The 15,026-nt window shown below is 63.5% G+C and carries 13 protein-coding genes and 1 pseudogene; 3 read left to right on the top strand and 11 right to left on the bottom strand.

Annotated elements, in window-relative coordinates; translation table 11 throughout:
• Positions 1–96: 96 nt before the first annotated feature.
• From ABIE49_RS33605 to ltnD, 5 genes and pseudogenes are all read right to left on the bottom strand, one after another.
• Positions 97–2,124 (bottom strand): methyl-accepting chemotaxis protein, encoded by a 2,028-nt coding sequence (locus tag ABIE49_RS33605; protein WP_192737442.1) that lies wholly within the window; start codon positions 2,122–2,124, stop codon positions 97–99.
• A 230-nt stretch (positions 2,125–2,354) separates the two neighbouring features.
• Positions 2,355–4,046 carry a methyl-accepting chemotaxis protein gene (locus ABIE49_RS33600; RefSeq protein ID WP_192737293.1) on the bottom strand — a complete coding sequence of 564 codons (1,692 nt, stop codon included), beginning with the start codon at positions 4,044–4,046 and terminating at the stop codon, positions 2,355–2,357.
• 176 nt (positions 4,047–4,222) lie between these two features.
• Positions 4,223–5,500, bottom strand: a complete 1,278-nt coding sequence (otnK, locus tag ABIE49_RS33595) for a 3-oxo-tetronate kinase (protein ID WP_192737292.1) — start codon at positions 5,498–5,500, stop codon at positions 4,223–4,225.
• A complete protein-coding gene (otnI, locus tag ABIE49_RS33590; protein WP_192737291.1) occupies positions 5,497–6,279 on the bottom strand; it encodes a 2-oxo-tetronate isomerase in 783 nt (260 codons plus the stop codon). Before otnI ends, otnK begins: the two co-directional genes overlap by 4 nt.
• A gap of 22 nt (positions 6,280–6,301) precedes the next feature.
• A pseudogene (gene ltnD, locus ABIE49_RS33585) lies at positions 6,302–7,270 on the bottom strand (L-threonate dehydrogenase); the annotation flags it as partial.
• A 67-nt stretch (positions 7,271–7,337) separates the two neighbouring features.
• Between ltnD and otnC the strand changes: the two are divergent.
• Positions 7,338–7,994, top strand: coding sequence for a 3-oxo-tetronate 4-phosphate decarboxylase (gene otnC / locus ABIE49_RS33580; RefSeq protein WP_192737289.1), 657 nt, complete (start codon positions 7,338–7,340; stop codon positions 7,992–7,994).
• A gap of 19 nt (positions 7,995–8,013) precedes the next feature.
• A complete protein-coding gene (locus ABIE49_RS33575) occupies positions 8,014–8,280 on the top strand; it encodes a hypothetical protein (protein WP_192737288.1) in 267 nt (88 codons plus the stop codon).
• A gap of 76 nt (positions 8,281–8,356) precedes the next feature.
• Here the strand turns inward: ABIE49_RS33575 and ABIE49_RS33570 are convergent, their stop codons facing one another.
• The 6 genes from ABIE49_RS33570 to ABIE49_RS33545 all read right to left on the bottom strand — a co-directional run bounded on the left by ABIE49_RS33570 (position 8,357) and on the right by ABIE49_RS33545 (position 13,954).
• Positions 8,357–9,061 carry an ABC transporter ATP-binding protein gene (locus ABIE49_RS33570; protein WP_192737287.1) on the bottom strand — a complete coding sequence of 235 codons (705 nt, stop codon included), beginning with the start codon at positions 9,059–9,061 and terminating at the stop codon, positions 8,357–8,359.
• On the bottom strand, positions 9,045–9,779 hold the full coding sequence (locus ABIE49_RS33565) for an ABC transporter ATP-binding protein (RefSeq protein ID WP_192737286.1): 735 nt from the start codon (positions 9,777–9,779) through the stop codon (positions 9,045–9,047). The genes ABIE49_RS33570 and ABIE49_RS33565 overlap by 17 nt, the downstream gene beginning before the upstream one ends.
• Positions 9,776–10,756, bottom strand: coding sequence for a branched-chain amino acid ABC transporter permease (locus ABIE49_RS33560; RefSeq protein ID WP_192737285.1), 981 nt, complete (start codon positions 10,754–10,756; stop codon positions 9,776–9,778). Before ABIE49_RS33560 ends, ABIE49_RS33565 begins: the two co-directional genes overlap by 4 nt.
• Complete coding sequence (locus ABIE49_RS33555) at positions 10,756–11,634, bottom strand: branched-chain amino acid ABC transporter permease (RefSeq protein WP_192737284.1); 879 nt, start codon at positions 11,632–11,634, stop codon at positions 10,756–10,758. The genes ABIE49_RS33560 and ABIE49_RS33555 overlap by 1 nt, the downstream gene beginning before the upstream one ends.
• A gap of 172 nt (positions 11,635–11,806) precedes the next feature.
• On the bottom strand, positions 11,807–13,051 hold the full coding sequence (locus ABIE49_RS33550) for an ABC transporter substrate-binding protein (RefSeq protein WP_192737283.1): 1,245 nt from the start codon (positions 13,049–13,051) through the stop codon (positions 11,807–11,809).
• Positions 13,052–13,132: 81 nt separating this feature from the next.
• Positions 13,133–13,954 (bottom strand): putative hydro-lyase, encoded by an 822-nt coding sequence (locus tag ABIE49_RS33545; RefSeq protein WP_192737282.1) that lies wholly within the window; start codon positions 13,952–13,954, stop codon positions 13,133–13,135.
• Between the two features lie 119 nt (positions 13,955–14,073).
• Here ABIE49_RS33545 and ABIE49_RS33540 point away from each other — a divergent pair, with 119 nt between their 5' ends.
• Positions 14,074–14,991 carry a LysR family transcriptional regulator gene (locus tag ABIE49_RS33540; RefSeq protein WP_192737281.1) on the top strand — a complete coding sequence of 306 codons (918 nt, stop codon included), beginning with the start codon at positions 14,074–14,076 and terminating at the stop codon, positions 14,989–14,991.
• The last annotated feature ends 35 nt before the right edge of the window (positions 14,992–15,026 follow it).

Here is a 15,026-nt window from a genome sequence, read left to right as displayed (position 1 = left end):
GAAGTACGGACCCACCGTTCCGCAAACGCAGGCAACCAAATGCAAAAAGCCCAGCCCCTTCCGGCGCCGGGCTTTCGTATCGTCATCCTGTCTTTGTCAGGCCGCGCGCACCGAGTCGAGGAACTTGCCGACCTCTTGCTTGAGGCGGTTGCTGTCGCCCGACAGCGATTGCGCTGCAGAGAGAACCTGCGTGGATGCGGAGCCGGTCTCGGAGGCGCCGCGCTGCACGTCGGTGATGTTGGAGGACACCTGCTGGGTGCCGTGGGCGGCCTGCTGCACGTTGCGGGAGATTTCCTGCGTCGCGGCGCCCTGCTCTTCCACGGCTGCGGCAATGGTCGAGGAGATCTCCGACAACTTTTCGATGGTGCCGCTGATTTCCTTGATCGCGTTCACGGAGTCCTGGGTCGCCGCCTGGATGCCTGATATCTGCTGGCCGATCTCGCCGGTGGCCTTGGAGGTCTGCTCGGCCAGCGCCTTCACTTCCGACGCCACGACCGCGAAGCCACGGCCGGCATCGCCGGCGCGCGCCGCTTCGATGGTGGCGTTAAGCGCCAAGAGATTGGTCTGCTCGGCGATGGTGTTGATCAGTTCGACGACGTCGCCGATCCGGCTCGCCGCCTTCGACAATTGGCTGACGCGGTCATTGGTGGTGCGGGCCTGGTCGACGGCCGCCGTGGCCATCCGTGCCGATTCCTGGACCTGACGGCTGATCTCGTTGACCGAGGAGGACAACTCTTCGGTCGCTGATGCCACCGACTGCACGTTGGTGGAGGCTTCCTCGGAGGCCGCGGCCACCATCGTGGTCAGTTCCTGGGCGCGCTCGGCGTTCGACGTCAGCGTGCCGGCAGAGGCTTCCAGTTCGCTCGAGGCCGACGACACGGTCTCGACGATCTCGCCGACCGCCGTCTCGAATGTATCGGCGAGCTTGATCATGTCATCCTTGCGCTGCCGGGCGGCGGTCTGGTCCTGCTTGATCTTGGCCTCGGCTTCGTCGCGGGCCTTCTGCTCGGCATTCTCCCTGATGATCGTGACCGTCTTGGCGAGATCGCCGATTTCGTCGCCGCGCCTGGCGCCGGGGATCACGACGTCGAGGTTGCCGCCGGCCATCTCACCCAGCGCACCGTTCAGGCGCATCATCGGGCGGGAGATCCCAAGGAAGGAGAACACCATCGATGCGAACAGCGCGATAATCACCACGATACCCATGGCGAGGCTGACCTTGCTGGCCTGATCGGTCTCGGCCGCAGCTTCTTCCTTCGATGTGGCGTAGTTCTTTCGTGCTATGTCGACCAGGCTATCCATCTGCGTGCCCGCTTCCTGGGCAAACTTGACGGTGCGGTTGGCGACAATGTCCGCCTTCAATTCCTCGATCTTGACCACTTCGTCATTGGCGGCCAGGAAGCGTTTGACGATCGAATCCAGCGAGCTGACCACCACCAGCAGATCGCGGTCATCGGCCTCGCCGCGCAACAGGTTGAAATTAGCCTTGAGCGCCGCTTGGGTCTTCGCGATCTGGGCGATCAGACTGACATCGCCGGTGGCGCCCAGCCGCCAGACCATGGCCCGCAGCGCGTTGACCTTGGCGTCGGCCATATGCAGCAGCTTTTCGATCTCCAGCTTGTTGTCGAGCTTGGCCAGCGCGGGTGACGCCAACTGGGTCTCGATCGCCTTGGTCCATTCAGCCGAAATCGCCGAGCGCTTGTCGATCACCGCGAGGAGATTGAGCTGCGTCTTCGCCAGCTCATCGACGCCGGTCGTGTAGGAATTCATCAGCGACCTGATTTTCTCCAGGCGCTGCTTGATATCCGGTATCGTCGCAATCGCCTGCGCGTCATCCAACGCCTTGGTTTCAGTGGCCTTGAATCGATTGAGGTCCGCCGCGTTCCTTTCGACGTCCGCGGCCTTCGTCGACAGGCGGATGTTGCGCGCGGCAAGTTCGATCTGCCGTCCGTTCAGGTTAGCTGATATCGCGGCGTCGATGACCCGCTGCGAGCGATCGGCGCGGCTGTTTGCCGCCTCAATCGCCTGTTCCGACATCATCTGGTTGGCCACCATGCCACCCGCCAGCAATATGCCGACCGCGCCAGCCAGGCCCAGCTTATACCCGATGCGATTGAGCTTGATCATTGTCAGCGAACCCCAAATTTCCCCAAAACGCGCTGTCGGCGATAGCCAGCGGGAACCACCGAACAGCGCGCGCGCCGTAAAGATGGTGCTCTTGTAAACAAGACTGGTTAATTTTGGCTCAGTAGAGGCTACCGAGCAGCCCAACCGGATTTCGCTGCAGGGTTGCAGAACGCAAAAGCCCGGCCCCCCTTGGGAGCCGGGCTCTTCGCCGGTGATCGGCCGGGTGTTCAGGCTGCCCGGACCGAATCCAGGAACTTGCCGACTTCGAGCTTGAGGCGGTTGCTGTCGCCGGACAGCGACTGCGCCGCCGACAACACCTGTGAGGAGGCCGAGCCGGTCTCGCTCGCGCCGCGCTGCACGTCGGTGATGTTGGCCGAGACCTGCTGGGTGCCTTGCGCCGCCTGCTGCACGTTGCGAGAGATTTCCTGTGTCGCGGCACCCTGCTCTTCCACCGCGGCGGCGATGGTCGACGAAATCTCCGACAGCCGCTCGATGGTGCCGCTGATTTCCTGGATTGCGTTGACCGACTCGTGGGTCGCGGCCTGGATGCCCGATATCTGCTGGCCGATCTCGCCGGTGGCCTTCGCGGTCTGCTCGGCCAGTGCCTTCACTTCCGACGCCACGACGGCGAAGCCGCGGCCGGCTTCGCCGGCGCGCGCGGCCTCGATGGTGGCATTGAGCGCCAGCAAGTTGGTCTGGCCTGCGATGGTGTTGATGAGTTCGACGACATCGCCGATCCGACTCGCCGCCTTCGACAACTCGCTGACCCGGTCGTTGGTGACGCGGGCCTGGCCGACGGCGTCGGTCGCCATGCGCGCCGATTCCTGCACCTGGCGGCTGATCTCGTTGACCGACAACGACAGTTCTTCGGTCGCCGACGCCACCGACTGCACATTGGTGGAGGCTTCCTCGGAAGCCGCCGCCACCGCTGTCGTCAGCGACTGCGAACGCTCGGCGGTCGCCGACAGCGTGCCGGCCGAGGCCTCGAGCTGCGTCGAAGCTGACGACACGGTCTGAACGATCTCGCCGATGACAGATTCGAAATTGCGGGTAATGCCGTCGACCCGGCGGCCGCGCTCGATCTTGGCTTCGGCGTCGAGGGCCGCGGCCTCGTCGGCGGCCTTCTTCGCGATCAGCGCCTGCTTGAACACCTGCAAGGTGTCCGCCATGGCGCCAATTTCGGTCTTCTCGCCCTGATGCGGAACTTCCGTGCTGAGGTCGCCTTTGCCCAGTGCCTGCATCGGGGTGACGATGGAAGCAATGCCGGTTGAGACGTCGCGAACCAGATAGATGCTGACGGCAATGCCGATGATGACGGAGGCGCCAAGGATCAGCGCGAGCATCATGAAGGCGGACGCGTAGCTGTCAGCCGCTTCCTGGGCCGCCTTGTCAGCGCCGGCGTTGTTGAGGTCAATGTCCTTGCGCAGGACGGCGTCGGCCTCGAGCCCGATCTTGTTGACGGTCTTCGAGTTCAATTCATGCGCCTCTGCTGGAAATTTGCCGGCGGCCGCGCGCGACAGCGCCATCACTTCCTGCGTACCCGCCTTGTACTTGTCCCAGAGATCGGACCATTCCTTGTACAGCGCACGCTCCTCCGGAGAGGTAATCAGAGGCTCGTAGAGGGCACGGATCTTGGTGTTGCTCTCGACCACGCTCGCCAAGGTCTTTTCCTGCGCCAACTTTCCTTCCAGCGTTCCGACCAGCATGTGCTCGCGGATCACGTTGCGGTAGGTGATGACGCCGGCGCGCAGGTCACCCAACACCCGGACGCTCGGCATCCAGCTGGTCGCGATATCGACAGTGTTGGCGTTGATCGCCCGCATGTTGCGGACCGCCAGCAGGCCCATTCCCGTCATCGCGACCAGCAGGAAGGCAACGACCGTAATGATTTTGGCGCGGATCGAGTACTTGGCAAGCATAGGGTGGCATCTCTTGGTTTTGGACGCGCGGAAGACGCGCCGGTTGCGACGGGCGGGTTAAATCGATGCCCTTGCTCGCAGCAGAATCTTATTCGTTCTCAGGTTGTGTTAATTTGGCGCACCGTAAAAATACGGTACGCGACAGAAGTCTCTGAAAAATGAATGGCGTAGGACGCTCAGCGCATCAGCTTGAGCGCGTCGGAAAAGAAATCGGCGCCGCCGAAATTGCCCGATTTCAGTGCAAGCAGCATCTCGCCGCTTTTCGCGCCCACCGCGCGCAGAACCGGCACGCCTGCAGCGATTTCCGCGCCAACGAGGAAGCCGGGAATCCCCAGCCGATCGACCACGGCGCCTGAAGTTTCACCACCTGCGACGACCAACCGACGCACGCCGGACTGCACCAATCCGTCCGCGATGTCGGCCATCGCCTGCTCGATGGCATGCCCGGCTGCATCGCGGCCATGCCGGGATTGCAGGGCTGCGACCTGATCCGGCGTCGAGCTGCTTGCGATCAGAAGCGGGCCGTCACCGATCCGCTCCTTCGCCCATGCCAGCGCACGCCGCGCTTCGTCCGGACCCGCAACGATGCGGTCGGGATCGAGATGAAGAACCGGCATCGCCTTTTCGGCATTGGCAATCTGCTGCAGCGTCGCCTGCGAACAACTGCCGGCCAGGCACGCGGCCGGTCCACCGACCGGCGCATCGGTGTCCGCCTTTGTCACGTTCGATTTGACCTTGCCGGACGCGACCAGCGCCCGCGCGAGGCCGAGCCCGATGCCGGACGCGCCGACCGACAGTCGATGATCCAGCGCGACGTTGCCGATGGTTTCCAGATCGCGGTCGAACACGGCGTCGATAATGGCGGCGCCAATGCCTTTGCCGGCGAGATCAGCAAGGCGCGCGCGCACAGAAGCGTCCCCGCGCGCGAGCGTTGCAAGGTCGACCAGTCCGACTTTCGTCCGGCTCTGGCGCGCCAGCACCCGCACCAGATTGGAATCATGCATCGGGTTGAGCGGATGATCCTTCAGCGGGCTTTCGTTCAGCGGCACGGCGCCGACGAACAGATTGCCCTGATAGACGGTGCGGCCAGTTTCCGGAAAGGCCGGCGTCACCAGCACGATGGCATCGCCGGAATCGCCGCGCAGCGCATCCATCACCGGCCCGATATTGCCGGCGTCGGTGGAATCGAAGGTCGAGCAGATCTTGAACAGCACATGATCAGCGCCGCGGCCGCGCAGCCATTTCTCTGCCGACCGCGATCTGGTGACGGCCAGGCCCGCCTCGATCGAGCGGCTCTTCAGCGACACCACGACCGCGTCGACTTCCGGCAGCGCGAGATCGTCAGAGGGCACGCCGATGGTCTGCACCGTGCGCAGGCCGCAGCGCGTCAGCGTGTTGGCGAGATCGGAGGCGCCGGTGTAGTCGTCGGCGATGCAGCCCAAAGACAATTTCACGATTTTGCTCCGGCGTAGGGTTTGAACCAACCGAGGCCGTCGGTGGTGTTGCCGCGCGGGTTATATTCACAGCCGACAAAGCCGCCGTAGCCGAGCCGGTCGAGCTCAGCGAACAGGAACGGATAGTTCAACTCCTCGCCGTCGGGTTCGTTGCGCGAGGGGATGCTGGCGATCTGGACGTGGCCGATGATCGGCATCATCTCGCGCAGGCGCATGGTGACGTCGCCATGGATGATCTGGCAGTGGTAGATGTCGAACTGCAGTTTCAGGTTCGGTATCTTCAGCTCGGTGATGAGATCGCGTGCGAACAGGAAGTCATTGAGGAAATAGCCGGGCACGTTGCGCGCATTGATCGGCTCGATCACCACGTCGAGGCCATGGGGCGCGAAGAACTCGGCCGTCCATGCCACCGACTTGTAGAACGCTTCCACCGCCTTGCGGTCGCCGCGGTCGGCAATCCCCGCCATCAGATGCAGCCGCTTGACGCCGGTCGCCTGCGCATAGGGCAGCGCCGTCTGCAGGCTCTTCTTGAGATCCTCAAAACGTTCCGGCAGCGCCGCAAATCCCTTTTCGCCGGCGTTCCAGTCGCCCGGCGGCAGGTTGAACAGCGCCTGCGTCAACCCGGCGCCCTTGAGCCGCTTGCCGACCTCGTCGGCCGGATGCTCATAGGGAAACAGGAATTCCACGGCGGTGAAGCCGGCTTTCGCGGCGGCGTCGAAGCGGTCGAGGAACGGGACCTCGTTGAACATCATGGTCAGATTGGCGGCAAAGCGGGGCATGTGCTGTCCTCTTCCTGCTTGATTATTTCGGCTCGCCCGGCAGATGCGTGCCGGTGACGCGGGCATACATCCGCGCCACCGAGGCGTCGTCGTCGCGGCCCATGCCGGAGGCCGCCGTCATCAGGAACATCTGCAACGCGGCGGCGGCGACCGGCACCGGGAATTTCGCCGTGCGCGCCATGTCCTGGATGATGCCGAGGTCTTTCACGAAAATCTCCACCGCGCTGCGCGGCGCATAATCGCCATCGAGCACGTGCGGCATGCGGTTCTCGAACATCCAGGAATTGCCGGCGGAGGCCGTGATCACTTCATAGACTTTTCTGATGTCGAGGCCCTGCTTGGCGGCAAACGTGATCGCCTCGGAAGCTGCGGCGATGTGCACACCGGCCAGCAACTGGTTGATCATCTTGAACGCGGCGCCCTGGCCTGCGGCATCGCCGAGTTCATAGAGTTTTGCGGCCATGGCATCCAGCGCCGGACGCGCTTTGGCGAATGCGGCAGCACTGCCCGAAGCCAGGATGGTGAGTTCGCCTTGCGCCGCGCGCTGCGCGCCGCCGGAGATCGGCGCGTCGAGATAAAGCCGCCCCGTCGCCTCCAGCTGTTTGGCCAGCCGCCGCGCCACATCGGGGTCCATGGTGGCGGAAGAGATAAACACCGCGCCCTTGGCCAGGGTTTCGTCAACACCGTCAGCGCCAAACAGGATGGTTTCGGTTTGCGCGGCGTTGACGACGACGCTGACGACGATATCGGCCGCCTTGGCGGCTTCCGCCGGGGTTTTGGCGCCGTGGCCGCCGTCGGCCACGAAGCGCGCGACGGACTCGGCCGAGACATCGCACCCTGTCACCTCGAACCCGGCGCGGCGCAGCGAGGTGGCCATGCCAAAGCCCATCGAGCCCAGCCCGATGACGGCGGCGCGCGGTTTTGCGGTTTCTGGCATTGTGGCGTTTCCTTGTAATCTTGAAGTCTGCTTTTGAAGCCCGTGCGGCTTTGCCTCTGGGTATCACGGCTTGGCCGCGCTGCCAAAGCGTGAGAAAAGGCCGGAGGAACAGGATTTATCCATGAGCGAAACCAGAATTCGCGAGGAAATCTGCCGTCTCGGCCGCTCGCTGTTCGAGCGCGGGCTGACGCCGGGCTCCTCGGGCAATATCAGCGTCAGGCTCGACGATGGCGGCTGGCTGGTGACCCCGACCAACGCCTCGCTCGGCTCGCTCGATCCTAACAGGCTGTCGCGGTTAGGGCCCGACGGCCAAATCGTCTCCGGCGACGCCCCGACCAAGGAAGTGCCGCTGCACACCGCCCTCTATCAGACCCGCAGCGCGGCGCGCGCGGTGGTGCATCTGCACTCGACCCATTCGGTGGCGCTCTCGATGCTGCCGGAGATCGATCCCCGCGCTGCATTGCCGCCGATGACGCCCTATTATCTGATGAAATGCGGCCAGACCGCGCTGGTGCCGTATTTCCGGCCCGGCGATCCCGCGGTGGCGGACGCCATCAAGGGGCTGGCCGGGAAATATTCTTCCGTGCTGCTCGCCAATCACGGCCCGGTGGTATCGGGCGACACGCTGGAAGCGGCGGTATTCGCGATCGAGGAACTGGAAGAGACGGCGAAACTGTATCTGCTGCTGCGCGGGTTGAACCCGCGATATCTGTCGCCGGAACAGGTGGCGGATTTGACTAAGACGTTTGGATTGACGCTACCGAACCACAATCACTGATAATGCGCGGAGGATGCACATGTTCAAACTCATTGGTTTCGCTTTCGGGTTTCTGTTCGTGATTGGCCTGCCGAATTCGACGGCGCTGGCGCAAGAGACGGCGCAGAGCATGCTGGCGGTACAGATCCGCTCGCAGGGCTATACCTGCGACAAGGCGCTCGGCGCCGTAAGGGACGCCAAGCGTTCGAAGCCGGACTACGAGGTTTGGGTTCTCAGGTGTAGCAACGCGACCTACCGCGTAGGCCGGTGGCCGGACATGGCGGCGAAGGTCGAGGTCATCCGGTAGCTGCCGTAGCCCGGATGAGCAAAGCGACATCCGGGTATGGTCCCGCATATCGCTCCGCTCTTGCGGGCTACGATCCCTACAATCCCAGATACGCCTTCCTAACGTCCGGATTGGTCCGGATCTCCGCCGCGCTGCCCTGCATCAGCACGCGGCCGGTTTGCAGGATGTAGGCGCGGTCGGCGATTTCGAGGCACTCGGCCATCCGCTGCTCGACGATCAAGACGGTCATGCCGGTGTCGCGGATGCGTTTCACCGCCTGGAAGATTTCATCGACCAGTTTCGGCATGATGCCCTGCGAGGGTTCGTCGAGCATCAAGAGCCGCGGCCGCGTCATCAGCGCGCGGCCGATCGCCAGCATCTGCTGCTCGCCGCCGGACAGCGTTTCGGCGCGCTGATCCAGCCGCTCCGACAGCCGCGGGAACAGCTTGAAAACCAGATCCAGCGGCGCTTCGCGGTCGGCTTCGCCGCGGTAAAGGTAACTGCCGAGCCGCAGATTATCGCGCACCGAGAGCCGCGGAAACAGCCGGCGGTTTTCCGGCACATAGGCGATGCCGCGCGAGGTGATGACATGCTGCGCCAGGCCGTCGATCCGCTCGCCGTCGAAGGTGACGGTGCCGGAGCGCGGACGTTCGGCGCCGGCGATCGATTTCAGCAACGTCGACTTGCCGGCCCCGTTGGCGCCGGCGACGCAGACGACCTCGCCCTTGGCGACCTCGATCGTGACCGCCGAGATCGCGACCAGCCCCTGATAGGCGGTGGTGACTTCATGCACCGACAGCATGACGATCCCCCAAATAGGCGGTAATGACTTTCGGATCGCGAACGACGTCGTTGGGCTTGCCCTCGACCAGCACCTTGCCGAGATCGAGCACGATGGCGCGGTCGACCAGCGGCATCACGATTTCCATGACGTGCTCGACCATCAGAATGGTAACGCCGGTGTCGCGCACCTTGCGTACCAGTTCGACGCCGGTCTGGGCCTCGAGCGGCGTAAGACCGGTCAGGCATTCGTCGAGCAGCAGCAGTTTCGGCTCGGTCGCCAGCGCGCGCGCCACTTCGAGGCGGCGTTTTTCCGACGGGACCAGATCGCTGGCGAGCACATTGGCGCGCGCGGCCAGGCCGCAAAAATCCAGAACCTCATGGGCTTTCTGCCGCGCCACGCGCATCACCGTGTTTCTAACCAGCGCGCCGACGATGACGTTGTCGATCACCGTCATGGTCTCGAAACTCTTCACGACCTGAAAAGTCCGGGCGACGCCGCGCACGCAGCGCTCGGCTGCGGGGAGCGCGGTGACGTCTTCGCCGTCGAACCAGATCGAGCCTTGCGTGGGCGGCAGCACGCCCGCGATCAGATTGAACAGCGTCGATTTGCCGGCGCCGTTCGGCCCGATCAGGCCGACGATTTCGCCGCGCTCGACCGAGATCGAGACGTCGCTGTTGGCGACGAGGCCGCCAAAGCGCTGCCAGACGCCGCGGGTTTCCAGCAAGGGCGTGCTCATCGCGTCGCCTCCTTGCGCTTGGGGGCGAACAGCGAGACCAGGCCTTGCGGCCGCGCCAGCGAGATCGCGATGATCAGGCCGCCATAGACGATCAGGTCGACGCCGCGGCCGGAACCGCCGGCGTAGGACCGCGTCAATTCCGTGACCGGAATCAGGATGACGGCCCCCAGCATCGGCCCCCACAGCGTGCCGATGCCTCCCAGCACCGCCGGCAGCGCCATCAGCAGCGAGATGTGAAAGCCCATGATGCTCTCGGGATCGATATAGGAAACGAACTGCGCATAGAAGCTGCCGCCGACCGCGACCAGAAACGCCGACACCGCGGCTGCGCCCATCTTGGAATTGAACACGACGACACCAAGGCTTTCAGCGGCGTCCGGATTGTCCTTCACCGCGCGCCACCAATAGCCCCATTTGGAATCCTCCAGCCACCAGGTGACGAACCAGGCGACGCAGGCCAGTGCCAGGGCAAAGTAGAAATACGGCAGCTTGCTGCGCGCGAACTGGAATTTGAGCCAGCTGTCGCCGCGCACGGGAATCTCGATGCCCAGTGCCGCGCCCGCCCAATCCCAGTTGTGGAACAGCAGGAGCCCGATCTCGGCAATGACGATGGTCGCGATCGCGAAGTAATGCCCGCGCAGGCGGAAGCAGGGATAGCCCAGCCCCATCGCGATGAGAGCCGATATCAGGCCGCCGCCGAGCATACCGAACCACGGCAGGACGCCGAACTTGGTGAACAGCAGCGTCGTGGTGTAGGCGCCAATCCCGAAATAGAGCGCGTGACCGAGCGAGATCTGTCCGCAATAGCCGGAGAGGATATTCCAGCTCTGCGACAGCGCCGCCCACATCAGCGTCAGCACCATGATGTTCTGGACGTAGGAGTCCTTGACGAACAGCGGCACCACGGCCGCGATGGCGGCGAGGCAGAATGCGACGATCAGGTCGCGGCGGCGGCGTTTTGCGAAATCCGTATCCATCACATCGATCCGAACAGGCCGCGCGGCCGCACGAACACGACCAGGAGATAGACCGCATAGATGCCGACCGACTTCAGTGACGGCGGCAGGAGAAGCGCGGTGGAGGCTTCGACCAGGCCGACGATGATGCCGCCGGCAAAGGCGCCGAACACGCTGCCGAAGCCGCCCAGCGCAACCGTGACATAGGCGATCAGCGCAAACGACGCGCCGACGTCGGGATAGATGTAGAAGAAGATCGACATGATGGCGCCGGCGAGACCGACCAGCGCCGCACCGAGGCCCCAGCCCAGCGCGAACACGCGATTCTTGTCGATACCGACCAGCGCCACCGCGCCGGCGTCCTCGCGGGTGGCTTCGAGCGCGCGGCCGAAGTCAGTGCGGTTGATGAAGTAATAGAGCCCGCCGAAGGCCAGCATCGCCACCGCCGCGCCGATCAGTTGCGGCTGCGGCAGGAAGATGCCGCCGATCGAGACGGTTTTGCCGCCGAACCAGGAATGGGTGACGCTGCGGTAATCCGGCGTGAAGAAGAACTGCGCCACGCCGCGCATCACGATCGCAAGCCCGAAGGTGGAGAAGATCTGCACCATGCCGGCATTGGCCTTTGCCCTGACCGCGAAGCGTACAATCAGGAGATAGACCACGGCGCCAAAAACGAACAACGCCGCCGCCACCAGCGGGGCCGCCAGCAATGGATCGATCGCGAAGAACGCGAACAGGAAGAACGACGCGTACATCGCGATCATCAGGAATTCGCCATGGGCGAAATTCACGACGTCCATCAGGCCGAAGATCAGCGCGAGGCCGACCGCGATCAGCCCGTAGAGCAGCCCCATAAGGAGGCCGCTCGCCAGGCTCTGGATAATGGTCTCGGCTGTCACAGGTGTCCCCCCGTCTCACGTCGTCCCTGCGAACGCAGGGACCCATAACCACCGGATTCGCATTTGAAAGAAGGACGTGAGGCCACGATGAAACCGATGCTCCTGAGCGTATGGGTCCCTGCGTTCGCAGGGACGACGCAGCACTTGTGATACATCCCCAAGAAACGATGACTTACTTCATCGGCCAGACGGCCTCGGCGACCGCGCCTTGCGGCGGGGAGATGGTGACGAACTTGCCGCCGATATACTGCAGCAGCACCGGATCGGCGTCGTTGTTCTGGCCGAGCTCGTCGAACTTCACGCGCTTCCACGGCATGATGGTCTGCTCCCCCGGGATTTCGGTCGCGGCCAGCGCCGCGCGGATCTTTTCACCGTCGGTCGACTTGGCGCGGTTGATGGCGTCCGCCAGCACGATCAGGCCCATGAACTCGCGCGAGGTGTTGTCGTTCAGGTCCTTGCCCGACTTCGCCTTGAACAAATCGTTGATCTTGCCGACCATCGGCCGCTTGGCCGCGAGATCGAGCGAGAAGCTGCCGCGGGTGATGACGCCTTCGAGCTTGTCGCCGACCGCGTCGTACAGCGCTTTCTCGGAGAAGCCCGCGGCCTGCGCCACGATGGCTTTCGGCTTGTAGCCGAGTTCGGCCATGGTCTTGACCAGCATGATGCCGTCGGTGGTGTAGCTCGAGGGCATCAGCACGTCGGCATTCGCCGACTTGAGCTGCTGGACCTCCGCCGACAGCGACGGCGAATTGGAACGGTACTTGATGTCGGCGACGATCTTGTAGCCGCGCTCATTCGCAAGCTTGATCTGCGCGTTCGCGGAGTCGGTTCCGAAGATCGTGTCCTCGTGGAACAGGGCCAGCGTCTCGATCTTGGTGCCCTTCTTCTTCAAGGCGTCGTAGAAGTCGAACATCGCCTTGGTGAACATTTCGTCGTGGGGCGCGGCGCGGAAGAAGAATTTCAGGCCGCGGGTATGCAGGCTCGGCGACGAGTTGTCAGCCGAGACAAACGGGGTCTGATAGCGCTCGCAGATCTGGCTGATGGTGACCGCCACCGAGCTCTGGTAGCTGCCGATGATGGCGCAGACTTTCTCCTGCGTGATCAGGCGCTCGGCCTCGGCACGGCCCTTCTGGGGATCGCCCTGATGGTCGGCGAACACGAGGCGAATCTTGGCACCGCCGAGCCCGGGCAATCCGACATCCTTTGCCAGCGGCAGATCGAAATCATGGTTGTTGTTGATGATGTCGGTGGCGGTGACATAGGCGTGCTGCGCGTCGACGCCGATCTGCGCATTGGCGCCGGACATCGGATAGGTGACGCCGATCACCACTTCGGACGTTTGCGCGCGGGCCGCGATCGGCGCGAGAGCGGCGGCAGCGGTGGCTCCAAGCAATACATTGCGGCGCGTGATCGTCATTGCAAATCCCCTTTTGAACGGCTGACATCGATGAAGCGGTTAGCGGTTACGGTAAAGCCTCAATGATCGGCATCATCTGCATCAAAGCACGGCAAGCGCCTTGTTCTGCAAATCGGTCACCAGCATCAATCCGGGCGCGTGCGTGATCGCAAACGGCAGCCTGGCGGCCGCGATGACCGATTGCGGCGTCACACCGCAGGCCCAGAACACCGGAATCTCGTCCGGCCCGACCGGCACCGCATCGCCGTAGTCGGGCTTGTTGATATCGGCAATCCCGATCGAATGCGGATGACCGAGATGAACCGGCGCACCATGCACGGACGGAAAGCGCGAGGTGATCTGCACGGCTCGGATCGCATCCGCCGGTTTGAACGGCCTCATCGATACCACCATGGGACCTGCGAACGGGCCCGCCGCGCCGCAGGCGATGCTGGTGCGGTACATCGGCACGCGCAGCTTGCGCTCGATGTGGCGGATCGGCAGGCCGTCCGCCAGCAACGCTTCCTCGAATGAATAGGAGCATCCGATCACGAATGCCACCAAATCGTCCCGCCAGTGCGCGGTAATGTCGGTCGGCTCTTCCACCACCTCGCCGTCGCGCCAGACGCGGTAGCGCGGCAGGTCGGTGCGAATGTCGAGGTCGAGGCCGAGCGAGGGAATTCTGAAATCACCGACATCGGACATGCCGATGATCGGGCATGGTTTGGGATTGAGCTGGCAGAACCGGTGAAACGCCGCCGCCAGCTTTTCCGGCAGGATCACCAGATTGCCCTGCACGAAGCCGTTGGCGACGCCGGCCGTGGTAGCGGCCATGCCGGTACGGCAGGCATGCCGGGCGGCGACGCTGGGCGATAAATTCGCTGTATCGAGACCGGGTCGTTCCGTCTTTGCCAAGCTGGTCATCGTTGCAACAGCTCCAATCGGGTCGACATCTACTCCCGCATATGGCTATGATAATGTCTAATCGTGATTTTTAATCAAGATCGATAAAATTAATTTATCGATGTGCAGGCAGAGGGTGCATGGTTGATTTCAAGGCAATCGAGACCTTCATGTGGGTGGTGACGCTCGGCAGCTTCCGCGGTGCTGCGCACAAGCTCAATACCACCCAGCCCGCCATCTCGCAGCGGATCGCCCAGCTCGAGCGCGAGGTGGGCGTCAGATTGTTGCAGCGCGAGCGCCGCATGGTGATGCCGACACCTAACGGCCGGCAATTGCTGGTCTATGCCGAGAAACTGATCGGGCTGCGCTCGGAAATGCTCGCCGTGGTCGGCGACCACTCGGCGATGCGCGGCGTGCTGCGGCTCGGCGTCGCCGAGACCATCGTCCACACTTTCCTGACGCAGCTGATCAAGAGCGTCAATCACACCTATCCCAACCTGTCGCTCGAGATCGAAGTCGACATCACCTCGAATCTGCGCAACCGGCTGCTGGCGCAGGAGATCGAACTGGCGTTCCTGCTCGGACCGGTGACGGGGCCAACCATCAGCAACCGGGTGCTGTGCGACTATTCGGTCGGATTCCTTGCCAGTCCTTCGCTCGGGCTAGGCAAGGAACGGCTGTCGGTGCATGACCTCGCCAAGTTTCCCATCATCACCTTTCCGCGCAAGACGCCGCCTTACGAACTCGTCCGCTCGCTGTTCAACCGGCCCGACCTGCCACCGATGCGCCTGCACGCCAGCGCCTCGCTGGGTACGGTCAAACATATGGCGATCGAAGGCCTCGGCATTGCGGTCATTCCGACAGCGATTGTCGAAAGCGAAATCGCGGATGGAAGGCTGCAATTGCTGTCGACCAACCTGCAGATGCCACTGTTGACGTTTTCGGCGAGCTGGCTGGCTTCTCCGGACACCATCGCGGTCGAACGGGTGGCTGAACTGGCGGCCTCGCTCGCGCAGGGCGGCGTCGTTGTTGACGCGCCGCTGCAGGCGCGTCATTGAAGCGGATCGGGTGAGCATCAATCAAGACCGGAATG

The organism is Bradyrhizobium sp. OAE829 (assembly GCF_040546575.1).
In the GTDB taxonomy this organism is placed as follows: domain Bacteria; phylum Pseudomonadota; class Alphaproteobacteria; order Rhizobiales; family Xanthobacteraceae; genus Bradyrhizobium.
The sequence above is the reverse complement of the archived record's forward strand: the minus strand, read 5'-3'. Positions and strand labels throughout refer to the sequence as shown.

Excerpts from the sequence above, each read along its gene's own strand:
- ABIE49_RS33545 (WP_192737282.1), bottom strand. The coding sequence starts at position 13,954 with ATGACCAGCTTGGCAAAGACGGAACGACCCGGTCTCGATACAGCGAAT.
- ABIE49_RS33570 (WP_192737287.1), bottom strand. The coding sequence starts at position 9,061 with ATGCTGTCGGTGCATGAAGTCACCACCGCCTATCAGGGGCTGGTCGCG.
- ABIE49_RS33565 (WP_192737286.1), bottom strand. The coding sequence starts at position 9,779 with ATGAGCACGCCCTTGCTGGAAACCCGCGGCGTCTGGCAGCGCTTTGGC.
- otnI (WP_192737291.1), bottom strand. The coding sequence starts at position 6,279 with ATGCCCCGCTTTGCCGCCAATCTGACCATGATGTTCAACGAGGTCCCG.
- ABIE49_RS33550 (WP_192737283.1), bottom strand. The coding sequence starts at position 13,051 with ATGACGATCACGCGCCGCAATGTATTGCTTGGAGCCACCGCTGCCGCC.
- ABIE49_RS33600 (WP_192737293.1), bottom strand. The coding sequence starts at position 4,046 with ATGCTTGCCAAGTACTCGATCCGCGCCAAAATCATTACGGTCGTTGCC.
- otnC (WP_192737289.1), top strand. The coding sequence starts at position 7,338 with ATGAGCGAAACCAGAATTCGCGAGGAAATCTGCCGTCTCGGCCGCTCG.
- ABIE49_RS33560 (WP_192737285.1), bottom strand. The coding sequence starts at position 10,756 with ATGGATACGGATTTCGCAAAACGCCGCCGCCGCGACCTGATCGTCGCA.
- ABIE49_RS33575 (WP_192737288.1), top strand. The coding sequence starts at position 8,014 with ATGTTCAAACTCATTGGTTTCGCTTTCGGGTTTCTGTTCGTGATTGGC.
- ABIE49_RS33540 (WP_192737281.1), top strand. The coding sequence starts at position 14,074 with ATGGTTGATTTCAAGGCAATCGAGACCTTCATGTGGGTGGTGACGCTC.